This window comes from Enterococcus sp. AZ109, assembly GCF_051714625.1.
In the GTDB taxonomy this organism is placed as follows: domain Bacteria; phylum Bacillota; class Bacilli; order Lactobacillales; family Enterococcaceae; genus Enterococcus_A.
Map to the genome: position 1 here is coordinate 711841 of NZ_JBIOSF010000002.1, position 22051 is coordinate 733891.

Sequence of the window (22051 nt, forward strand, 5' to 3'; positions counted from 1 at the left end):
AAACTACTAGATTACGATACTGTAAATCTAATTTACTTAAAATATTTTGACTCTTCAATTTGGTTCTCGCTTTTACCTTCTCCGCCATAGATGTTATAATGACAAAAAAGACAAAGAAGGTTTTTATTATGGCATTTTTTAGAGAAATTGGTGAAGCAGTCGGAGCAGTCCGCGGCGGTATCATTAGCGGTGTAACAAATATTGCTGCTGAGTTAACCGACAGTGATGATTTACGAGAAATCAGTAAAGAGACCTTTGAGCGAAACAAAGTAGTCGGCAAAGTAATCGGACAGACATTGGATGGCGTAGCCAATACAGCAGTTGGAACTTTAGGTAAACAAAGAGTTCGTCGCGATGATGGATTAGAAGATTTGACTGAAGTCATGGAACAAACCAAAACAGGTGTGGTTAATACCATTAACTTTACCACTAAGCACGTTACTGAAGTGTTGGATGGCGTCAAAGTAAATGACAGCAAAAAAGTTGCTTCAAGCGCCAAGAAGCTGGCTAAAGAATCAGTAGTTGGAATTTTAACATTCAAAAAGTTTTAGTAGAGACTGATTCTAGTCTCTTTTTTTTATTTTAAATGAGTCTATCAAAAAAATTACTTGCAGTTGCTAATTTCATAAAGGGTAACGCATTTTTATGAAGCCATACTTATTTGACGATGAGAAGTATGAAAAAGGAGTGGATCACGATGTCCGATATGTACAAACAATTTGCTTTTGACTATGATGAATTTGGTTCAATTGAAACTTATCTAGGAGACGAGGCGCATTTTTTTGACCAACTTTTTAAACAGCACGGGGTTCAAAAGGTTTTAGACTGTGCTTGCGGCACAGGCCAGCACCTTTACATGCTGGCGCAATTGGGTTACCAAGTTCAAGGGTCAGATTATTCTCAGTCTATGTTAGAGGTAGCCGCCAAAAACTTGCAGGACAAAGAGCTATCAATTTCACTGCGGCAGTGTGACTTTCGATAGTTAGAAGATCAGTTCCTAGAAACCTTCGATGCGGTGGTTTGTCTGACTAATTCGTTGCCTCATTTGCATACAGATGAGGACATACTATTAGCAATTAAATCTATGAAAAAACGACTAAATCCGGGAGGTTTGCTAGTCTTCACCTCTGGGACAACCCACTACACATTAACACTACCAGCAATTGAGGTAGTCGTTAATCGTGAGGATTTTTCTCGCATTTTTGTCCAAGAGCAAGATGAACGATTTCAGACGATCCATGTACTGGATCTGTACCATAGCCCTCAAAGGACAGAAGAAAATCAGTACGATATTATCTACCGGATATTACTAGATGAAGATTATCGCAAACTGTTCGCTAAAGCAGGCTTCACCAATAGTGAAATCTATGGTGGTTACGACTGGTACCCTTATGATTGGGAAAGTCAGCGGTTAATTGCAATCTCACGAGCATGAAAGATTTATAAAGAGCTACTTATAATATATTGTTATTTTATTGTTGGTTAATCATACTTTCGTAAAACGGCTAATAGATATTCGCCGAAAAATAAATCGTATTCATTGCTATTGCTGTAACAAGAATTACGTTATAAAATAGAAAACGGCTTTCGATGTGTATATCGCAAAGGACAAACTAAAACGGTTTATCCAAGAGTGGCACATGTGCTGTTTTACGAAGGGGGAAAAGGTATGGAACCAATTTTAATTTTAACAAAGAATTTGTTAGTAGAAAGACGTTTGCAAGAACAACTCCAGTATTTGAATTACGAAGTCTTTTGTTCGACGATAATGTTTCATAAGCTGCTAAAAAAAGGCAACCATTCATTATTGGTTCGCGATTACCGAGCAATTATTTTTAGTGAAACAATTAGCAACGATGAAGTTTGCCGACTGCTAAACAATTTAAAAGGTGAAGAAAAAATCATATTTCGTAAATTTCCCGAGTTACCTGAAGAACAAGAAGAAGAAGAGCTGACTCAGCTGGGAATTAGTCAGTGGATTTGGGAAGAACAGTCACTAAATGTCTTAAGGGAAAAACTAGCGCCCTCGGCACCAGTAAGTGCAGAGAAAGTCGCTGTCCTTTTCAATAAAATAAAAGATGCACCCAAACGCTTAACGGATTTTAAAAAGATTTTGACAGGTAAAGAGTATAGTATCTTCGAATGCTTATCAGTTAACAAAGGAGAAGTCGTTTCTAGACAGGATCTAGTTGACTACATCTGGGCAGAACCCGCTCGCCAAGCCCGATTGAGTCAAATCTCAATTGGCGTCAAAACGCTTAATCAGAAATTGTTACAAATAGGCTTTCAAGATAAATCGATTGAAACTATTTGGGGAAAAGGCTATCGTCTTTCACCGGAATTATGGGACTATTGCAAGCTAATCTCAGATGAAACTTAACGTCGGTTGTTGCTCACGCATTCTTTAACGTTTAGCAAACTTAAGTGATTCTGATCTGCTTCATTGTTTCAATAAAACGAAATGCCATTCATACTCATTAAGGAGGTGTCGCGCGCATCGCACCTCCAAACAGCATCGTTTTATGGATGACAGGATATGAGTAAGAATGGTTTATTTGTTTTCGCCAGCATAACAGATCCTCCACAACCGTTATTTAGCGTTTTTTCTTCTTGTTTCGTTTCTTCTTATTTTGTTTTTTCTTGTTTGCTTCGTGGTATTGTCTAAGCCGCTCCAATCGTTCCTTCCTCGAATCAGTTGTTTGCATTATTGTATGAGTATCAGAATCTTTTGGTTGTGCCAAATTTTCGACAATCGTATCTCTAGCATTTAAAGAGATCAGTGATGGTTTTTCTGTGTTAAGTAGTGATGAAGTTTTTTCGCTGAGTTCAACCTTTTCAACTGCTTTGGCTACTTCCATTTTAGCTGGGTCGACAGTTTCTACTTCAGCACTTGGTTCAGTTGTAATAAACTGTGGGACAAAGGCATTGTTAGGATCTGGTAGATAGGCTTCAGGTTCGTTTTTGACATCAAATAGCGGGGTTTCAATTGTTTCTACGAATTTGGCAGAAACGACTTTTTGGAATAATTTCACCCCGTCTTTTTCAAATAAATTCAAGGTAGTAATAGTTTCCAGTGCTTTTTGAATTTCTTCAGGTGATTTATTAGGATCGGGCTCATTAAAGGACCAGTGATGATTCTTGCCGGTGGCATCTTGAAATACAGCTTTTAATTTTAACATAGTGTTTCTCTCCTTAGTTTTTAGTTTTTCTGGAACTTTCCAAGAGTTTGGTCTGCTTCCAGAGGTATTTACATAAGTAACTTTTAGTTAATCAATTCTTATATAAGTGATCGATATTAGAGGTTGTGACATACCTCCATGGCGCAAGCGCCACAAAACTGAATGAAAAAAAGTGTCGACCTCATTCCTACTTCCTGTCATAATAAAAATGACAAGAGAGGAAAGAGGTCGACACTTCTCTGAGGTTTTTCTCCAAGACCTTGTGTGACAAACTGAACCCATTCTATTCATGTTTGCACAAATCATTGGCATTCAACCCGTGTATAAAAATAGAACGTTTCTATGAATAGAGTACCCTCTTTTGTGATTATTTTCAAGGAGGTTCATTGGAATGAATGATGTTGTTTTAGATTGTTGTGCTGGTTTAGATATTCATTCAAAAGAAATCGTTGCTTGTGTTCTCCAAACCGTTGATGGAAAAAAACGCCCAAAAAAACATCTAAAAGCGTTTGGAACGACGACCAAAGAACTGCTGTTCCTTTCCGACTGGTTAGATTCTTTTGGTGTCACTCATGTCAGTATGGAAAGTACTGGCGTTTATTGGCACTGTGTGTGGCGGATTCTCCAAAATAATTTTGAGTTGCGATTGGCAAATCCACAACGTGTTAAAACAATTCCTGGTAAAAAGACGGATATGAAGGATGCCGAATGGCTTGCCCGTCTTACTCGGTTAGGGGTTGTACCCCATAGTTTCGTTCCACCCGATGCGATTCAAGAACTGCGAGATGTCACCCGTTATCGGAAACGATTGATTTCGGACTTGAATCGAGAAAAAAATCGAGGCCATATGGTTCTACAAAAATCGGGAATTAAACTAGCGAGTGTAATGAAAGATATCTATGGAGAATCTGGACGAGGGCTACTCCGCTTACTGATTAACCAGACCGCCTTAACGACAGAGAATATTTTAGCTGTTGTAAAGACGACCTTACGTGGAAAAGTACCCGAGTTGAAAGAAGCAATGGATGGATTTATGTCGCCTCATTCTCGATTTATGCTGGAACTGCATCTAACCCAAATTGAGCATATCGAAGCACAAATTGCTCGTGTCGAAGAGACTATTCATACGTATATGATCCCTTTTCAGGAGATCGCAGATCGATTAGATGAGATTCCAGGCATTGATCAGACAACGGCTGCAGTCATCATTGCAGAATGTGGCATCGATATGGAGACTTTTCCTTCTTCCAAGCACCTTGCTTCTTGGGCGGGTGTCTGTCCAGGAAATCATGAAAGTGCAGGAAAAAATAAGGGTGGAAAAGTTCCGAAAGGAAACCGCTATTTGAAAAGAGTACTATCCCAGGGGGCGCTGGGAATATCGAAAGGAAAACGAAATCGAATGAAATCCTTTTTCCTGAGGATACAGAAAAATAGCGGAAAGAAGAAAGCCATTATTGCCGTGGTGCACCTAATGATTCGGCTGATTTATAAAGTCATTAAAGAGAAGTGTCATTATCGTGAACTTGGAGAAAACTATTTGAATAAGAAGACATTGTACGAGTTACAAGTGGTCTAAACCAAAGTGAGCGTTCGCCTCAAACAGAGGAGAAGAGCCTTTTTTTGCTTTTTTGCAGGTTTTATTTTCGTATAAGAAAACTATTTGAATAAGAAGACATTGTACGAGTTACAAGTGGTCTAAACCAAAGTGAGCGTTCGCCTCAAACAGAGGAGAAGAGCCTTTTTTTGCTTTTTTGCAGGTTTTATTTTCGTATAAGAAGTGTTCAGCTCCGAGAAATAAGCCGCATAATCCGAAAATAGCTTCTCATATTTTTGTGATTATGCGGCTTATTTCGTAAAAGAGCTACTTCAGTCATACCGATCATGCGGTTTTCAGTGGCTGTGACGTTTTATGTCACAGCCTCAGACATTTTTTCTTTTAGAACAGTGTTGCTTCTTTGGTGGTTACAAATTTAGCACGTTCTACAGAGACAAACTGACGAATCCCCTGTTTTTCGAACAAGTTTAGTTTTGTCAGTTGTTCCAGCAAGTTTTTGATCTCTGCTGGTGTTTTACTAGTGTTGGGCTTTTCGTAGCGCCAAGTATGTGTTTGGTCTGCTTCGTTTTTAAAACGAACGACTAGTTTAGTGGTTGTCATAAATTTCCTCCTTTATTCTGCTTTTTTTGTCACACGTGTTTGATTGGTGACAAGGATATTATTTAGGTTGCTTCCTTCCGGTGCTAAATCAGCTAATACTTCGCCTAATTTCACGAGGTCAGCTTCTGCTGGATTAGAGATAACATTGCTGAAATTCACTTTCTTTTGTTTGTCGTTACCTTCTTGTTCAATTTGTACTTGTAATTTAGTTCCTAATTGTTGAATCATGTGTGTTTCCTCCTAAAGTTTTTTGTTCCGGCCGGTGATTAAAAGATAACCCAAAAGAATAAAAGAACAAAATGCGATTTTTTCCAAAACACCCTACATTTTTTCCAGTGCCAAATTGTGAAAGGTTGATTTGATCGCACAGTAAAATGTACTTAAGGAAATTATAGGGGGGTATTTGGAAATTTTCGATTTTGGCAAAAAAAGGTGATTTAAGTCTGGTATAATAAGGATTTGCTGATTGAGGTATAAAATACTAAAAAACAAAAGACCCATAAAATAACAAGTAGTGATTATAAAAAGAGACATATGATCGAAATCAAGAGCACTCAGTCCAACCGATTTATGCTCGAATTCTAACGGATGTCAAAAAAGCTCTTACCCATAAATAGATGGAGTAAGAGCTTCTTGAATTATTTATGAATTACTTTTTTGCCGCAGAAATAGCGAAATAGGACCACTTGTAAACAACCCAAGCTTTTTAGTAAAAAATTGAAAAATAAATGTGACGGACACACATGCTGCTCCATTGTTTGCGCCTAAATTATTTAAAGGTTTACTACTGGGTGAGAACTCTTTGAGGAGTCGCTTTGGAAAACAGCACTTCTATGGATGCCGACACTTCGAAGAGGCTTCACCAGTAAATGGAATAAAGTATCAATGAACAATAATCGAGTATTCTGTTTTAAACTTTTCCTTCGTTAATAAACGATTCATCCCTAACCAATCTTCAAGTTTTCCAGTGGATGTGGTAGTATCAGTAATTCCATGCCAAGGTGCAATGCTGACAAAATTCGCTTTGTTTTGATATGGAGACCACAAAGCAACATAAGGGAAATCCTTATAGGCGACGGTAATATCATGGATCGATTTTTCGCTTTCTAGAATAAAAGCGTTGAATCCTTTCGTTTCATAAATCAACGAATTATTACAGAAAAGTTCGTGATTGAGACCGATACAAGTATTGGTCTGTCCTAATGTTTTTTTCTCGAGATTTGCATAGTGCTCTTCAAGTGGGATAGTCGTTCGGCATTTGGATGGGAAAAAGGACAAATAGTAGTCGTTAAAAGTTAAGTGATCTTCTAAAGGGATATTGAAGGCGGGATGACTCCCGAGTGCGAAAAGCATCTCTTCATCCCCGGTATTTTCCAAGGTGAAATGAACTCTAAGACCTTCTCCCCAGATCTCATATTTTACATTCAGGGTAAAAGTAAACGGATAATACTGAAGGGTTTCACTAGTGCTGGAAAAAGTCAGTATAGCCAGCTCATTGGTCATTGCCAGGATATCAAATTGACAATCACGTATGAAACCATGTTCAGGCATCGAATATGTTTTTCCTTTGTACGTATATTGATTCTCTTTCAATCGCCCGATAAAAGGGAATAGAATCGGTGCGTGCCAATTCCAACAATTCGGATCCGCTTGCCAGATAAATTCAATGCCTTCAGACTGAAGACTTATTAGTTCTGCACCATGAGTATCAATCTTTGCGGTAAGGCTTGTGTTGGAGATGGTTAGTATCATAGGATCATACCTTTCTCTATAAACAAAGTATTTACTAGTTTAAGGAACAGTCGTCGTGTCTCTTCATTTAGTCGATTTTTCAGAGGCATAAGTAAAATAGGCACGACACAATTGGCTAGTTAATAAATTAAGTGTTAGTCGTTGAAAGTGCTGGTTTGCCTGTTTGTGTAAACCCTTTCATTAGGAGGTAATCATTATATTAATTTACTAAAATTCTTGTACCTAGTTTTGAATAGTTATCGTCTAGGCTAATTTTAAGTTCACTTATATTGACTAGTCAACGGTCACCTCGTTTCTTGTAAGTTCACATAATTTTTTAATCATAACAAACAATATACCCGTTATTTGTGAATTTGTAAACTATGTTTTTGTAAAATTTATGAATCAATCCTTTTAATAGTTTTCAAATTATTTTATATGAATGAATCCAATTATCGATAAGTTGCTATTACTGATCAGTAAGAAAAAAAGTGTAGCTGTGACATAAAACGTCACAGCCACTGAAAACCACATAATCGGTGTAACTGAAGCAGCGCTTTTAAGAAATAAGCCAAATAATCACAAAAATATGAGCAGCTATTTTCGGATTATTTGGCTTATTTCTCGGAGCTGACCACTACTGTCACAACCTCGCTTTTTACCTGTTTAAACTTATGGTTGAATCCCATATTGTATGATACCTAATTGGATTTCTCCAGATGACTTCATACCTGTTGGCGTACTTCTTAAAGCTTCTTCCTCAGACATTCCTTCCACCTGTGTTTTATAGGCTACAGGAGACATGCCATACTGATTCACAAATTCTGTCAAAGTAGTGGGCTGCGTTTGTTGAGGTTCTTGCTGATGATACGTTGAAGAACGGCCTTCAGCGTATTCTACTGCATCTTGTTCGCTGGCACCATTTGCTATCGCTTCTTGATAACGAGCATCACGAATATTTGCATTATGGTCGCCATATCCTGGTGTGAAGGTCTGATCTGGTGCCTGCTGTTGACTTTGTACTGCTTGGTTTTGTTGCTTAATAGCCGCTAAATTGGCAGCTAAAGATTCCAAGCGGGTGTTTAAATCTTCGTTTTCTTCCGGAATTGCTTCAATAGCGGCTTTTGCTGCCTCGTAAGTGTAGTCGTTTGGATCATTTTCTGCTTTTCGCAACGCTTCATCGGCCTCGGCTGTGAGTTTTGCACTATGCGCTTTTTGCTCTTTTTCCGCCTGCTTGGCTTTTGCTTGTTCCTCGCTCTTTTTAGCCGAACGCTCTTTAGAAGTCGGCTGATGGGTAGAATCAGTTGTATTAGTTTCAGGATGGTTACAGGCGGTTAGAAGCAAGGTAGAAATAAGTAATATCACGGCAATAAATCTTTTCAACTAAACTCTCCTCCAAGTATGAAATATCGAATAACTGTAATTTATATCTTAGCTAAATTTCTTTTTGATCAACTAATAGAATAATTCTTAGAGATAATTTGCTTGTTTTCGGTGCTCTACTTATTAAGTATACTATTACAATTAGTTGACTAAAAGAGCAAATACGAAATATAAAAACCAGAATAAAAGTGAATTGGCGAGGACTAAACCTGCAAAAAAACTTCCACCGTGAGAGAGAATAATTTGGTATGATAGTTAAAAAAGAAGGTAGCAAATCCCTTTGTATCAAGGATGCAAGAGATACTTGATAGGCTTTTTGCCAATATTTTGCTAGGGTAAAAGCAAGGAGGAATGGAAAATGACGATTGGGAAAAAACTTCAAGAACGGCGCAAGGAACTGAACCTGACCCAAGGGGAGGTTGCCAAGCAGCTGTATGTTTCCCGACAAGCGATATCCAATTGGGAGCTGGATAAGAATTATCCGGATTTAGAAACCGTGATTGCTTTGAGCGATCTGTATCAACTTTCTTTGGATGTCTTATTGAAGGAAGATCAACATGTTGTGAAGGGAATTCAAAAAACAATGAATCGAAAACTATGGGCACCACTTTTTTATACTGTTACCGGCATAACCATCTTGATTTGTTTGCTGGTAGATTTTATCTTGAATCATCGGCTGACTTGGTCAATGATCGTGCTGCTTTCTCTAATGAGTCTTAATGTGCTGGCAACCCTTTTTGTTAAAAGAAGGCAATGGTTGCCAATCCTTTTAATTGGCAGCAGCAGTCTTTTACTGGTAGGCTATTTAGGATTATTGGATCGTGTGCTGCTTTGGTCGAATTATAGCCAAGTTTCATTTTTCTTGCCGATTGCTTTGCCAGTAAGTTTGGTTTGGCTGTCGCTAGTATGGTTAGTGACGTTAGTCCATCTGCGCATGAAATGGCGCGTGTATTATTCTTTATCGCTGCTCTTTTTACTAGGAATAGTTGGCGGTTTTTTAACCAACCTGATTGTAGGGAGTGAACCTCTTTGGTTTAGCGTGTTAACCAGCGGATTCCCTTGCCTGTTCTTGGGCATTTTTTTCTCCTTTTTGGGAAATTATTCTGCCGACAAGCTATAATCTACCGGTTTATGAGTAAAAAAAGCGCAGGAAGTCTATTCCTGTAAAGATGAAGGATATAGGCTGAGTGTTGCAAAAAATATTTCCTGTTTTTTCAAATTCACAACCTCAAAAGCACTAAAATAGCGCAATTTTTCCATCCATGCTTTACTTAAAATAAAGCGCTTTAGGAGGAATCTTGATGAAATGGATGGAGAAAATTCGAAAGCATTGGCTGTTGTTTATGTTGGCGGCATTTTTTATTCCGCTGATTGTGGTTCAACTAGTATTTAGTGATACCTTGATTGATGTCTTTGATTTTGGGATTGCTTGGGATGCATCTGATATGGTGAGTTATTGTATTTCCTTTATGTCGATGATCGGGACGCTCTTTCTAGGATTTGCGACGCATCGGCAGGGAGATTTACTGAATGAGACTGAAAAAAATATGGAGCGACATACGCACATGCGCGCGTTGAGTGAACGGCAGCCTTCCGTATTACTACTGAATGGGAAGACGGCCGCTCATACGGAGGATGTTGTCGAACACGAGGTACAAATGGCGAAAGCAGAATACGATGAAACGAAATTATCACTGATTGATTTTCTAGAAGAAGAGCCAGATGATGGGTTTGTGATTCATTTGACGATCGTAAATTCTGCTAAGACGTTCTTGGAGATGCGCTATTTAGTACTATCGACTTTTGAAGATTGGCAGTATGAAGAATCCCTCAATCATTTTGGCAATGAAGATTTTTATGTTTCCTTAGCTCCCGGCGAAAAGCGGAGCTTAGCCTTAGTGATCGACCGAAAATACCAAGAGGAGTTCTTGGAAAATTATTACCGGCTATCCTTCGAATTGTACAATAGCATTGGGGAGCGTTATGTAGAACAGGTGCAATTTGTGGATACCAATGCGGTGTCTAAGCGTAATCAGACAAGAAATCAAGATGAGTCAATCGACACGGTGGCCTTTAGCTATCTCTATTTTATTTATGACTACGAGAAAAAAGCGTATGAGGAACTATAACCATCGTTTTTTGTAGGGGAAATCAATAAACCGAGCCAACAGGGGTAGACTAAATCCTGTTGGCTCGGTATTTTTCTTTGCTTTTGGGCATAACCGACTATTTTTTGATTTTCTGGGCAATAAAAGAGGATAGAAAATCAGCGAAAACCATAAAGATGATCTCATTTTCAATATAAGTTGGATACGACTGATTTTGAGCAGACGGTAGCCAAACATAGTAATCCACGAGTTCTCGAATGGATTTTTTTTCAGTCATCGTAATGACGATGACTGTTGCGGCGGTCTCTTGTTTTATCTCTGTGATAAAGTCATGGTCAATAATTTGTGAAGCCGCCGAAAATAAAATCACGGTATCTGATTCGGTTAAATAATTCCGGACTAAAAACGCTTCATCATAACTAATCGAAATGGCGGGAATCGACAGCTTCATTAATATTTGCTGCAGCATTTTGGCAGGGAGAAAGCTTTTAGTGATCCCAGTCAAAGTAACTGTTTTAGCGTTTGCGATTGTTTCAGCCATTGAATCGACTTGTTCAAGATCAATCACCGACTCCATCGTCTCGATTAATTTAGCATACAGACCCAGCAAGCTAGGTCTGTCCGACGAATGTTGAACCAAGTCTTTCTTATTATAGTTGTACAGAGCAAAGCGCAGATCATTAAACCCGGAGTATCCATTCTTTTTAGCAAAGCGTGTGATCGATGCTTGCGAAAGTCCGTATTTTTCTGAGAGAACCGTGGTTGATGCTCTTAAAAAATCATGAATATCAGTTTTGATGAAATCATAAATCTTGTTATCCGTTTTTGTGAATTTGCTACGGTTTATCTCCATCTTTTCAATCGGGTTCATCATCTTGTTTTTCCTCCTATTCCATTTTAAGTATCCCTCTATAAAATAGCATTATTGTAGGCTTTATACAAATGAAAATGAATGGATAGTCAAAATTATTCAAAATGTGTTGAATTAAATTTCAAAAAGTGATACACTCTTTTCTGAAGAATGCGCTTTCTTTATAAATGAAATGAAAGGATGAAATAAATGGATATTATTCAGATTTTATTAATTACCATTTGGGTAGGTATTTGCTCGATTGATGATCAAGCAACCCAATGGCTTAGGAGACCCTTATTAATCGGTCCACTGATTGGCATTATATTAGGTGATGTCACTCAAGGATTGATAATTTCAGGAACCTTGGAGCTCATGTGGATGGGACTAGGGAATATGGCTGGCTATCAAACGCCAGACATGATTATCGGAACCGCTGTGGGGGTGGTTTTTGGGATAACAACAGGAAAAGGTGCGGCCACAGGTGTAGCTTTTGCAGTACCTGTCGCTTTATTAGTTCAGCAGATCTTTCCCTTTTATATGGCATTTCGACAGTTCTATACCCCGTTAGCTAGAAAGTTAACCAAAGATGGCAACTTTAAAGGGATCAATAAATTGATCGCTCTAGCAATGGTCATTCAATTTTTTTACCGAGCAATTCCGACGTTTTTAATTCTTTATTTTGGCGATGGCATTATTAATACCCTTTTAGACTCTGTTCCAGAAAATGTGATGAATGGTTTATCCGTTGCTTCGCAATTGTTGCCGGCTGTGGGACTGGCGATCTTAATGCAATTACTGATAAAAAAAGGTATTTGGCTATTTATCCTTTTAGGATTTGTTTTGACTGCTTATTTAGAACTGCCAATCATGGCAGTCACAATTATCGGCATTATTTTTGGTTTTATCTATGATTTGGCTTCAACAACGAATGCAGCGACTACTGTGGTTGTTGCTGAGGAGGACGACCTGTAATGGAAAATGAAATGAGCACGGCAACACCTAAACTGACAAAAAGAGATCTAAATCGAGTGTTTCTTCGAATTCATGCCATTCAAGTAGTCCTAAATTACGATATGCAGCAAGGAATTGGATTCTTCAATTGTATGGTTCCAATTCTCGAAAGACTGTACGGTGATGCCGATATTGAATTGAAAAAGAATGCCCGAGATCGTCATTTAACTTTATTCTTATCTCAAGTTACAGCCACTGGTATGATTTTGGGTTTGGTGGGAGCATTAGAAGAAACGGCACCAGAAGAAGGAAAAACTGAAGCTGTGGCAGCGATCAAAACCGGCATGATGGGACCTATGGCTGGTATCGGGGACAGTCTTTTCAAAATTACTGTCCAAGCAATTTCTGGAAGTATCGGTGCTGCCTTAGCTTTACAAGGGAATTTTCTCGGACCGATTATCATGTTTGTCCTTTATGTAGGAATTAATGAAACCATCAAATATCTCGGTATTCACAAAAGCTATAGTTTGGGAATGACCTGGTTATCCGGTGATAACGCCAATCAAATCATCGAACGGTTAATCAAGGCAGCTGGGGTACTGGGGCTAACAGTTATTGGTTCGCTAATCGCTTCCAGTGTCAAATTAGATATTGGTACAGTGATCAAGGTGCAGGATACAAAAATTGTCCTACAAGAATTACTAGATAGTCTAATGCCAAAAATATTGCCATTAGTATTCACTACCGGCTTGTTCTTCTTATTTAAGAAAATTGATCGAAAATACATGGTAGTGGTCATTTTTACAATTTTGGTTATTGGAACCATGTTGGCTATGTTTAATATTTTAGCTTGAGGAGGAGTATGAATGAGTGAAAAGAATAGGTCCATTTTACTGGCAAGTCATGGAACGTTTGCAAAAGGAATTCTTGAAAGTGTCAGTATGATCTTAGGAGAGCAAGCAGATGTTGAAACCTTTTGCCTTGAAAGAAATGATAGTTTAAATACAGCCCTGCAAAAAATGACAGAGTTATTTGAGAAGCTGGAGAGAAACGCTGGAACCATTATTTTTACCGATATTTATGGAGGAACCCCTTCGAATGTCGCAGCGACTTTTTTAGAAAAAGAGGACGTTCAGATTTTTTCTGGTATGAATTTGCCTGTTTTACTGGAATTGTTCACCAATCGTTCAATGGAAATGGGCGAGTTGGTAAAGCATATCGAAACTATTTTTCCGACGACATTAACCAATGTCAATCAAGTAATGCAAGGAGGCGAAGCAGATGGCGATAGTTTGGACTAGATTGGATGATCGTTTGATTCATGGTCAAGTAGCCTCTTCATGGTTAAGCCATGTAAAGGCAGAACAAGCAATTGTGGTAGATGATGATGCTGCAAACAATGAGGTGCAACGAAAAGTTTTACAGGTGGCAGCTCCAGCAATAAAGGTACACGTTTTTTCGACAGATAAATTTATTGATATTTATAAGAATAAACCAATCAAACGACGAACCATTTTAATCATTGGGAACACGGAAACAGCCTTAAAATTGGTAAAAAACGGTGTAAACATCGATTATTTAAATTTTGGTGGGATGAGAGGGAAAGCCGGACGCAAAGAATACCGTTACGATCTGTGCTTTACTGAAAAAGAAATGGTCGCTTTAGAGGAAGTGCTGGCACTAGGTACGACAGTGGATTATCAAATGGCGGCTTATGACACCCCGGAACCACTTATGAGTGTATTGGAAAAAATTAAATAGATGGTAAAGGAGCGGTTTTCTTGTTAGAGGCTGTAACTGAAGATAACAAACAACACCAATTGATAAAAAACGAGCTGTTTGAGAATCATTTGACAAAAACGTACCAAGTCTTTTGGTCATTTGAACCGACCAAAAAAATAGTAACTGAAAACTATCTGGGGCTTTTTGACAAGCCAGAGATGGTAGTACCCATAGGCGCAGGCGATCGCCGACCCTTCTTTCAATTGATCAATGTGGCTACAGATGAAATCGAAGTAATCGGTCATCGCCGACTTCCCGTGAAAGATATGTTAAATTTCCGTGATTTGGGAGGATACCCGACAAAGGACGGAAAAAAGATCAAATGGGGACTGCTTTATCGATCAGACTATTTTTGGAATTTGAATGATGAAAGCCGTCAGTATGTGATCAATTTAGGGATTCGCTCCATCATAGACTATCGGACAGATGCCGAAATTTTGGAACGACCAAATAAAGACATTCAGGCTTCACTGGTGGTCCAATGCAACCCCAAAGCAATGACCGCAGAATTATCAGGCGCAATGCAAAGTCGTGAACATTCCAAAGAGACAGAAAAATTAATGTACGATAAAGCAGTTATTGCCACTAAGCAACAGGAAAATGCGGGGGATCTGCAAATGATGGAACAACAACGAAACTTTGTTCTAGATGAAAACGCCAAAACAGCCTTCAAAAAGGCTTTGGAGGTCATTTTGAATACCAATAATTTGCCTGTAGATCAGCATTGTCGTGGGGGGAAAGATCGGACCGGCTTTGGTGTAGCTTTACTCTTAGGAATTCTAGGTGTGGATCAAGAAGTCATTATGTATGATTATATGCTGACGAAAAAATACCGCAAACAACGAAATACCTACCTGAAAAATAAATATAAGGAAACGTATCATAATCCCAAGGTGATCGAATATCTTTTCTCCTTCTTTGAACTGAAAGAAAGTTACTTAGCGGCGTCATTTTCTGAAATAGCTAAGAAGTATCCTAGTATTGAAGATTATGTAGTAAAGGAATTAGGTATTTCTAGAAGTGAGATAAACCGCTTGCGGGCGTTTTGCTTGGAGTAAAAGGAAGGTTCTGTCTTTCATTGACAGCAATTATGCCGTTTTCAGTGGCTGTGACGGTTAATGTCACAGCCACAAGTCACTAGCTAATGTTCATCTTTGCCGGTTAAAAAAGTTCCTGAACCACCAACAAATTGTGCCTACCGTTGAATTCCATCCTAAAAGTTGCTATCATAAACTTAGTTACATACTTTTTGAAACCTAGGGAGTGGAGCAAATGCTGACCAAAGAAGAACTACCTTTTTGCCCGGTGGCAACGACCGTTGATTTAATCGGCAACAAGTGGAAAATATTGATTATGCGGGAGTTGTTGAAAGGGACCCAACGCTTTAATGCCATCCATAAATCAGTTGAAGGTATTAGTCAAAAGGTCTTAACTGAAAATTTACGAAAAATGGAAAAGGATGGTATTGTGATCCGCAAAGCTTATCCGGAAGTACCGCCGCGGGTGGAGTATTCGTTAAGTGAAATCGGAGAATCGCTACGACCAATTATCGATTCAATGAGTGAGTGGGGAACTGCTTACATTAAAGAAAACATGATGTAAAAAAATCTTGCTGAAATCTTTGATAGACGAAAGATTTTAGCAAGATTTTTTAGTCAATTACAACAACAACTTTCCCGAAGCTGCGGCTGCTTTCTAAATAGGTATGTGCTTTGGGTGTATCCTCCAAAGAAAAGACTTTCTCAGGTGTTACGTCAATTTGGAATGCCGCGATATAATCCAGTAGTTGATTCATCTTGGCACTGCTAACGTCATTGGAATAAAAACCCGTCAAATAACCACCGTTGGAATCAATAATTGGATCAAATTCTTCCAAATACCATTGCCCTCCTAATTGTCCAGTGCTGCAAACAATTCCGCCAGGTAAACTATGAGTAAAGCTGTTCTTAATTGTTGCAGGACCCACTAGTTCCAAAATTTTATCGTATTTCTTGTTAGTCTGCAGCTGTCCATCACGGTCGATCACGACATTCGAAAAACCAGCAGCCAGCAGAGGAGCAACTTTCTCTAAACTACGGCTGGTCCCATCAACTTCTATCAAGGGATACTTCCCTCGCAGCAATTTCAAAAAGGCAACGCCAACACCACTGGTTCCTCCGCGCACCAAAACTTTATCGAAAGGCTCAATTCTCAAACGAAGTAAAGAACCGAAGGCGGTATAATAGGTTTCTGGTACCGCCGCTAATTTCTCCCAAGACAAATCGGTAGTTACGGGGTATATCTGTTCATTTGGCAGCAGTACGTATTCAGCATAACCACCGTCAAAATCCCGACCCATTTCCCCCATGATGGAGACGACTTTTTGTCCCAGCGAAAGCTGACTTTCATCCGAAGTTTCTACAACAACGCCTACTGCTTCAATGCCTAAAATTCGTGGGAAGGAGACAGTAGGCGATAGTCCTTGTCGGGTAAAAATTTCGGAATGATTGACCCCAAAGCCCTTCACCTGTATGAGCGACCAGCCGGGTATAACCTTTGGTGTAGGAACTTCGGTGTAGACTAATTTTTCCGGGCCACCGGCTTCATAGACCACGAGTGCGTTCATCTAATTTTCCTCCAAACCGATTTTTTTAAGTACAACTTTTTCAAGTAGTTTAAAAAGTAAACTGCTGGCAATACATAATAAGACCGTAAGCAGTGTTCCCCAAACCAGTTTTACAATACTTTGTGTACGCAGTCCATCAAACAAGACTGTTCCCAAACCACCGGCATTAATCGTCGCTGCAATCGTCGCAATCCCAATGATCGCTGTCAATGCCTGACGAATCCCGCTGAAAATCGATTTCGCTGCTAGGGGCAATTGGATTTTGCGGAAAACCTGTTGTGCGGTCATCCCCATTCCTCGAGCAGCTTCCACCACCATCGGATCGATTTGCTGAATGCCGGTGGTAAAGGTCCGCAGCAGAATATACTCGCTGTACAAGCTTAACACAATCACAGCAGTGCTCGTGCCCAGACCCGTTAAAGGAATTAACAACGCAAAAAAGGCATAGCTGGGAATCGCATACAATGCCGAAAAGAAATAGATCAAGCTAGTCAACCAATTGGATCGACTGCTGAAAACAGCAATGATCAGAATCGCCAGTACTAAAGCAATTGCCAGCGAAATGGAAACTAGCTGCAAATGCTGGAGCAACGCCGTGATAAGACGTTCGTGATAATCTTTCCAGTAAGCAATCATCGATACTTCCTCCACATTTCTTCCTCTGCATAAACCGTATCCAGCAACTGTTTTACAAAAGCGGTCTTCGGCTGTTGAATAATTTTTTCAGGCGTGTCAAATTGATCCAGATGTCCTTGCTGCATAATCATCACCTTGGTTCCTAGAGAAAAGGCTTCGTTGATGTCATGAGTGACAAAGAGGAAAGTCTTTTTTTCCAGACGCTGATGAAGGTTTTTTATTTGTGCTTGCAGTTCTTTTCGGGTAATGGCATCCACGGCGCCGAAAGGCTCATCCAGTAACATAATATCCGGATTGGCTGCCAAAGCCCGTGCTACACCGACTCGTTGCTGCTGCCCACCAGAAAGCTGACGAGGAAATCGTGCCCCATATTCTTCATAAGGCAATTGAACGAGTGCCATCAATTCCTGCACTCGCTCAGTGATCTTGGTTTTCCCCCAGCCCAACAATTCTGGAACTGCCCCGATATTTTGTTCAATGGTGTAGTGGGGAAACAGACCAATTTGCTGGACCACATAACCGATTTTGCGGCGTAACTGATTGACATCAAAGGCTTCCACCGATTGATTGTAAAGCAAGATTTTCCCGGCATCTGGTTCAATCAAGCGATTGACCATTTTTAAGGTAGTGGTTTTTCCTGAGCCGGAAGTGCCCAGTATGGTAACGAACTCACCTTCAGGAATATCGAAGCTTAAATTATTAATCGCCTGATTGGTGGCACCATTAAAACTTTTTTTGACATTTTTAAACGAAATTGCTGGGTTAGACATGATTGTTTTGCACCTTTCTAATGAGGAAATCAAAGAGAGCGATACTAAAGAGAGACAACAATGTCACCGTTGCGCCGCCAATTACCAATAAATCCATGCGATACAAGCCTAGCCCGGTAAAAATCAATGTACCTAAACCACCCGCACCGATATAGGTTGCTAAGGTAGCACTGGCAAGAATTTCAACGAGCGCCAGCTTTACCCCGTTCAAAATATAGGGCATGGCCAGAGGCACTTCAATTCGCCGAAACAGCTGCTTTTGATCCATGCCGATTCCCCGAGCGACTTCCTTAGTAATTACCGGAACTTCGTGGAAGCCTAGGGCAGTATTGATTAACACCGCTGGAATCGCTAAACAGGTCAAGGCAATCAAGGCTGGGAATTCTCCCACACCCACTAAGGGAATCAAGAGAAACAATACTGCCAAACTAGGAATAATCCGCAGCAGCTGTGAGCCAGTTTGGAATAGCTCCGCCAAACTATTCACCCGAAAGCTAAGGTAGCCTAAGGGCAGACCAATGAGGGTTGCCCAGAACAAGGCTTTAAAGCTAATCAGTAAATGAGTCAGCAGATAGCCCATATATTGATTCATACTGGTTTGAAAATAAGTAACGATGTCTTGAATCATTGATAAATTCCTCCATAAAGCGCCTTTTTTTCGAGCCACAGCTCTAACTCTTCTAAAACTGCCACATATTTTTTTCCTAAATTTGTTAGCTGATACTCAGTTGAAAAGACCGATGCACGCTTTTGAATCAAGCCTTCATTACATAACTCCCACAAATATTCGGTGGATTTGCAAGGTGCACAGGAATAGATCTGCCGAAAGTCCTGCAAAGAAACGACTCCTTTATAATAGAAGGTTTTCAAAATGGTTATCTTTAACACAGATTCTGAAAACTGCAAGAATACTTCAATCGGCTCCATTTGAACAACCTCTTTCATCTTCCATTCAATCATAGCGAAGCGACTTTCAAAAAACTAGTAGGCACTTTTTTGTCAGATAGTTACAAAAAGGTAAGTGACTAATAAAAAAGTGCCTACTTCCCAAATGAATTTTTGCTGGTTAGTATGGAATATAGAACCGAGAGGAGAAAATAAAAATGAAAAAATTTATCGTAAGTGGGTTTGCCGCATTGGCCCTAGTTACTCTAGCAGCCTGTGGAGGTTCAGGAAATACTACTGGCAACAGTGAGGAAGCGGCAAAGAGTATCAAGGTTGGCTCCAAAGACTTTACTGAGAGCTTGGTGGTTAGTGAAATTTATGCCAATGCTTTAGAAGACAACGGCTACACCGTCGAGCGAGTTCAGAATATTGCCAGCTCAGTCATCCCCCAATCGATTGAAAATGGTGAGGTAGATATTTATCCTGAATATACTGGAACTGCTTTATTGAGTATTTTTGAATTACCATTAGAAACGAACCCCGATAAAGTCTACGAAACCGTCAAAAAAGCATATGAAGAAGACGGTGTATTAACTGTTTTGGATTACGCACCGGGAAATGACGGACAAGGTATTGCCATTAAAACTAGCGTGGCCCAAGAATATGGCATCTCTACTATCAGTGACCTCCAAGCCAATGCCGAAAAGATTCGTTTTGCTTCCCAAGGCGAGTTTGACGAACGAGCAGATGGTCTGAAAGGACTAGCCGAATCTTACGGGGAATTCAATTTCGAATCTTCCACGGTCTATGACAACAGCTTGAAATATCAAGTACTGAAAAATGATGAAGCCGATGCGACACCAGCTTATACTACTGAAGGTCAGCTTTTTGACAAGGAAGAATTCACTGTGCTAGAAGACGACAAACAATTTTGGCCACCCTATAATCTAGTACCGGTTGTTCGTCAAGCTGCACTAGAAGCAAATCCAGAAATTGCTGAAATCATTAATGCTATCGATAAAAACTTAGACACTGACACCTTGATCGAGTTGAATGCTAAAGTAGATCTAGAAGGTGAAGATTATGAAAAAGTTGCGCAGGATTATTACCAATCAATCAAATAAGAAGATAAAAAGGGTGTGACATAAACGTCATAGCCACTTAAAAGTATATAATCGGTGTAACTGAAGCAGCTCTTTTGAGAAATAAGCCAAATAATCGTAAAAGTATGAGCAGCTATTTTCGGCTTATTTCTCGGAGCTGAGCACTTCTTATACACAGCCTCATCTAGTTAATAAATCGTTTCAAAGAGAAAGGTGGAACAATCATGAATTATGCCATTACAGGAGCCACAGGAAATCTAGGAAGTCGCGTAGTAAAGCACTTAGCAGCTTTAGTCGACAAGCAAGAAATAACCACCATCGTCCGTACCCCCGCTAAGGCTCGGCACCTGAAGCAGGAAAATATTGCAGTCAGAGCTGGCGACTACACGGATGTTGACAGTATGACCAAGGCCCTAAAAAATATCGATTTGCTCATCTACATTCCCAGCAAAACCTATGATGTTTTAGACCGAGTGACAGAGTTGGAAAACACGTTGAAAGCCATGGAAAAAGCCCGCGTCAAGGCGCTTATTTTCGTCAGTTTTTTTGCGGATCAAGAAAAGAATCCCTTTGTTATGTCTCCTTATTATGGCTACGCACCACGCCGGTTAGCCGGTTTAGACCTTGATTATGCTGTTGTGAAAAATGCTCTGTATGCTGATCCATTAGTTCCGTACTTACCAGAATTAATCCAGCGCCAAAATATTATTTATCCAATTGGCAAAGAGAAGTTGGCTTTCATTTCGCTAGAGGACAGTGCCGAAGCGATTGCGAAACTAGCGGTTCAACCTGCTTTAAGAAAAAGTGGCCAAACGTATTTGTTGAGTCAAGAACAAAGCTATTCGATGGAAGAGCTAGGTGCTATTATGAGTGAAGTCACCGGCGAACCGATTGGTTACCATCCGGTTACACTAGAAGAATTCGCTGAAATTTATAAAGGGGATGGCGATGGAAAGGAATTGGCATCGATGTATCATGGCGGCGCATTAGGAATGTTAAGTGAGGTTTCCGCTGATTTTGAAACAATTACGGGACATGCGCCGACGGATATCAAGACATTTTTGCAAGAGAATTATTCTGCTTAGTACAAGCACTGTAAAAAAGAGTAAGTTTGTATGAAAGATCATTTACTCATTTTAACAAGGTAAAAAACGACCAGTTGAGATATAGATAGGTTTAGCGGTTTAGAACAGAAATGAAGGTGAAAAAGCTGAAAACAGACCAGCAAAAAATCCAAATACTAAATCGTTTAGTTGCCTATTATGGCTTTCAAAAATGGTGGCAGGAGGAGAATCCCTTAGCTGATTGGCTGTCTATGATCTTAATCCAGCAGACTACCGAAAAAAATGCCAAACAAGCCTTGGCTAATTTGCAGCCTTACCTGACACTAACGGCGATCCAACAGCTGGAGTTGGAGGAGTTGCAGCAGTTGATTCGACCTGCCGGCTTTTATCAGGGAAAAAGTCGTGCTATTAAAGCGTTGGTCCGATGGTTTGCCGATCGTGGAGGAGAGCTTGCCATTTTTCTACAGTGGCCCACTGATCAGCTACGAAAGGAACTGCTGGAAATCCCCGGAATAGGACCGGAAACCGCAGATGTCATGCTTCTGTATATCTTTAAGCGGCCGATGTTTATCGCCGACCAATACGCCATTCGCCTATTTGAACGACTGGGTTATGGCCCTTATAAAAATTATGCTAGTATGCAAAAAGAGTTTGCCCCTTTAGCTCAAAAAGTTCCTTATGAGCTATGTCGGGAATGGCACGCAGCGATTGATGTCCATGGTAAGGCTTACCGTGCCAATAAGCAGTTGGCGGAAGAGTGGTTGCTAGAACCTGCGAATTTTTAAAAAAAGGACCATCGATAAATTTTCAGACCTGTTGACAGGCAAGTGAGAATTTATTGGAGGT

27 protein-coding genes are annotated in these 22051 nt (G+C 39.8%); 16 read left to right on the plus strand and 11 right to left on the minus strand.

Annotated elements, in window-relative coordinates; genetic code table 11:
• Positions 1 to 128 precede the first annotated feature (128 nt).
• The 4 genes from IGI42_RS20030 (at position 129) to IGI42_RS20045 (ending at position 2380) form a co-directional block, all read left to right on the plus strand.
• A complete protein-coding gene (locus tag IGI42_RS20030; protein WP_438717801.1) occupies positions 129 to 551 on the plus strand; it encodes a hypothetical protein in 423 nt (140 codons plus the stop codon).
• Between the two features lie 146 nt (positions 552 to 697).
• Positions 698 to 982: a class I SAM-dependent methyltransferase gene (locus IGI42_RS20035; protein WP_438717802.1), complete on the plus strand. Its 285-nt coding sequence runs from the start codon at positions 698 to 700 to the stop codon at positions 980 to 982.
• Positions 983 to 1084: 102 nt separating this feature from the next.
• On the plus strand, positions 1085 to 1435 hold the full coding sequence (locus tag IGI42_RS20040) for a hypothetical protein (RefSeq protein WP_438717803.1): 351 nt from the start codon (positions 1085 to 1087) through the stop codon (positions 1433 to 1435).
• Positions 1436 to 1669: 234 nt separating this feature from the next.
• Positions 1670 to 2380, plus strand: a complete 711-nt coding sequence (locus tag IGI42_RS20045; protein ID WP_438717804.1) for a winged helix-turn-helix domain-containing protein — start codon at positions 1670 to 1672, stop codon at positions 2378 to 2380.
• Between the two features lie 214 nt (positions 2381 to 2594).
• Here the strand turns inward: IGI42_RS20045 and IGI42_RS20050 are convergent, their stop codons facing one another.
• On the minus strand, positions 2595 to 3179 hold the full coding sequence (locus IGI42_RS20050) for a DUF2922 domain-containing protein (RefSeq protein WP_438717805.1): 585 nt from the start codon (positions 3177 to 3179) through the stop codon (positions 2595 to 2597).
• Positions 3180 to 3570: 391 nt separating this feature from the next.
• On the opposite strand from IGI42_RS20050, the gene IGI42_RS20055 reads away from it, so the two are divergent.
• Complete coding sequence (locus IGI42_RS20055) at positions 3571 to 4755, plus strand: IS110 family transposase (protein ID WP_438714819.1); 1185 nt, start codon at positions 3571 to 3573, stop codon at positions 4753 to 4755.
• A gap of 360 nt (positions 4756 to 5115) precedes the next feature.
• Here IGI42_RS20055 and IGI42_RS20060 read toward each other — a convergent pair whose 3' ends face one another.
• The 4 genes from IGI42_RS20060 to IGI42_RS20075 all read right to left on the minus strand — a co-directional run bounded on the left by IGI42_RS20060 (position 5116) and on the right by IGI42_RS20075 (position 8448).
• Positions 5116 to 5334, minus strand: coding sequence for a DUF2922 family protein (locus tag IGI42_RS20060; RefSeq protein WP_438717806.1), 219 nt, complete (start codon positions 5332 to 5334; stop codon positions 5116 to 5118).
• Between the two features lie 12 nt (positions 5335 to 5346).
• Complete coding sequence (locus IGI42_RS20065; protein ID WP_438717807.1) at positions 5347 to 5562, minus strand: hypothetical protein; 216 nt, start codon at positions 5560 to 5562, stop codon at positions 5347 to 5349.
• Between the two features lie 654 nt (positions 5563 to 6216).
• On the minus strand, positions 6217 to 7086 hold the full coding sequence (locus IGI42_RS20070) for an aldose 1-epimerase family protein (RefSeq protein ID WP_438717808.1): 870 nt from the start codon (positions 7084 to 7086) through the stop codon (positions 6217 to 6219).
• A 651-nt stretch (positions 7087 to 7737) separates the two neighbouring features.
• Positions 7738 to 8448 (minus strand): hypothetical protein, encoded by a 711-nt coding sequence (locus IGI42_RS20075; protein WP_438717809.1) that lies wholly within the window; start codon positions 8446 to 8448, stop codon positions 7738 to 7740.
• A 358-nt stretch (positions 8449 to 8806) separates the two neighbouring features.
• Here IGI42_RS20075 and IGI42_RS20080 point away from each other — a divergent pair, with 358 nt between their 5' ends.
• Both IGI42_RS20080 and IGI42_RS20085 read left to right on the plus strand, forming a co-directional pair.
• Complete coding sequence (locus IGI42_RS20080; protein ID WP_438717810.1) at positions 8807 to 9568, plus strand: helix-turn-helix transcriptional regulator; 762 nt, start codon at positions 8807 to 8809, stop codon at positions 9566 to 9568.
• Positions 9569 to 9749: 181 nt separating this feature from the next.
• A complete protein-coding gene (locus IGI42_RS20085; RefSeq protein ID WP_438717811.1) occupies positions 9750 to 10577 on the plus strand; it encodes a hypothetical protein in 828 nt (275 codons plus the stop codon).
• A 97-nt stretch (positions 10578 to 10674) separates the two neighbouring features.
• On the opposite strand, the gene IGI42_RS20090 is transcribed toward IGI42_RS20085, so the two are convergent.
• Complete coding sequence (locus tag IGI42_RS20090; RefSeq protein ID WP_438717812.1) at positions 10675 to 11430, minus strand: MurR/RpiR family transcriptional regulator; 756 nt, start codon at positions 11428 to 11430, stop codon at positions 10675 to 10677.
• Positions 11431 to 11616: 186 nt separating this feature from the next.
• Here IGI42_RS20090 and IGI42_RS20095 point away from each other — a divergent pair, with 186 nt between their 5' ends.
• The 6 genes from IGI42_RS20095 to IGI42_RS20120 all read left to right on the plus strand — a co-directional run bounded on the left by IGI42_RS20095 (position 11617) and on the right by IGI42_RS20120 (position 15744).
• Positions 11617 to 12381 carry a PTS mannose/fructose/sorbose/N-acetylgalactosamine transporter subunit IIC gene (locus IGI42_RS20095; RefSeq protein ID WP_438717813.1) on the plus strand — a complete coding sequence of 255 codons (765 nt, stop codon included), beginning with the start codon at positions 11617 to 11619 and terminating at the stop codon, positions 12379 to 12381.
• Positions 12381 to 13214 (plus strand): PTS system mannose/fructose/sorbose family transporter subunit IID, encoded by an 834-nt coding sequence (locus tag IGI42_RS20100; RefSeq protein WP_438717814.1) that lies wholly within the window; start codon positions 12381 to 12383, stop codon positions 13212 to 13214. The genes IGI42_RS20095 and IGI42_RS20100 overlap by 1 nt, the downstream gene beginning before the upstream one ends.
• Before the next feature lie 12 nt (positions 13215 to 13226).
• The gene (locus tag IGI42_RS20105; RefSeq protein ID WP_438717815.1) at positions 13227 to 13661 is read left to right on the plus strand and encodes a PTS sugar transporter subunit IIA; all 435 of its coding nucleotides are present in this window, start codon (positions 13227 to 13229) and stop codon (positions 13659 to 13661) included.
• Entirely contained in the window at positions 13642 to 14121 is a 480-nt protein-coding gene (locus IGI42_RS20110) for a PTS system mannose/fructose/N-acetylgalactosamine-transporter subunit IIB (protein WP_438717816.1), read from the plus strand. Before IGI42_RS20105 ends, IGI42_RS20110 begins: the two co-directional genes overlap by 20 nt.
• Before the next feature lie 20 nt (positions 14122 to 14141).
• Complete coding sequence (locus tag IGI42_RS20115; protein WP_438717817.1) at positions 14142 to 15200, plus strand: tyrosine-protein phosphatase; 1059 nt, start codon at positions 14142 to 14144, stop codon at positions 15198 to 15200.
• Between the two features lie 214 nt (positions 15201 to 15414).
• A complete protein-coding gene (locus tag IGI42_RS20120) occupies positions 15415 to 15744 on the plus strand; it encodes a winged helix-turn-helix transcriptional regulator (RefSeq protein WP_438717818.1) in 330 nt (109 codons plus the stop codon).
• Positions 15745 to 15793: 49 nt separating this feature from the next.
• Here the strand turns inward: IGI42_RS20120 and IGI42_RS20125 are convergent, their stop codons facing one another.
• Genes IGI42_RS20125 through IGI42_RS20145 form a run of 5 tightly spaced genes read right to left on the minus strand, consistent with a single transcriptional unit; the run spans position 15794 to position 19080 of the window.
• A complete protein-coding gene (locus IGI42_RS20125) occupies positions 15794 to 16747 on the minus strand; it encodes a zinc-binding dehydrogenase (protein WP_438717819.1) in 954 nt (317 codons plus the stop codon).
• Positions 16748 to 17383 (minus strand): ABC transporter permease, encoded by a 636-nt coding sequence (locus IGI42_RS20130; RefSeq protein ID WP_438717820.1) that lies wholly within the window; start codon positions 17381 to 17383, stop codon positions 16748 to 16750.
• Positions 17380 to 18153: an ABC transporter ATP-binding protein gene (locus IGI42_RS20135; RefSeq protein ID WP_438717821.1), complete on the minus strand. Its 774-nt coding sequence runs from the start codon at positions 18151 to 18153 to the stop codon at positions 17380 to 17382. Before IGI42_RS20135 ends, IGI42_RS20130 begins: the two co-directional genes overlap by 4 nt.
• The gene (locus IGI42_RS20140) at positions 18146 to 18781 is read right to left on the minus strand and encodes an ABC transporter permease (protein ID WP_438717823.1); all 636 of its coding nucleotides are present in this window, start codon (positions 18779 to 18781) and stop codon (positions 18146 to 18148) included. The genes IGI42_RS20135 and IGI42_RS20140 overlap by 8 nt, the downstream gene beginning before the upstream one ends.
• Positions 18778 to 19080, minus strand: coding sequence for a hypothetical protein (locus IGI42_RS20145; protein ID WP_438717824.1), 303 nt, complete (start codon positions 19078 to 19080; stop codon positions 18778 to 18780). Before IGI42_RS20145 ends, IGI42_RS20140 begins: the two co-directional genes overlap by 4 nt.
• Before the next feature lie 170 nt (positions 19081 to 19250).
• Here IGI42_RS20145 and IGI42_RS20150 point away from each other — a divergent pair, with 170 nt between their 5' ends.
• From IGI42_RS20150 to IGI42_RS20160, 3 genes are all read left to right on the plus strand, one after another.
• Positions 19251 to 20162, plus strand: a complete 912-nt coding sequence (locus IGI42_RS20150) for a glycine betaine ABC transporter substrate-binding protein (protein WP_438718330.1) — start codon at positions 19251 to 19253, stop codon at positions 20160 to 20162.
• Between the two features lie 203 nt (positions 20163 to 20365).
• Complete coding sequence (locus tag IGI42_RS20155; protein WP_438717825.1) at positions 20366 to 21226, plus strand: SDR family oxidoreductase; 861 nt, start codon at positions 20366 to 20368, stop codon at positions 21224 to 21226.
• 116 nt (positions 21227 to 21342) lie between these two features.
• Positions 21343 to 21990, plus strand: a complete 648-nt coding sequence (locus IGI42_RS20160; protein WP_438717826.1) for an endonuclease III domain-containing protein — start codon at positions 21343 to 21345, stop codon at positions 21988 to 21990.
• Positions 21991 to 22051: the final 61 nt, after the last annotated feature.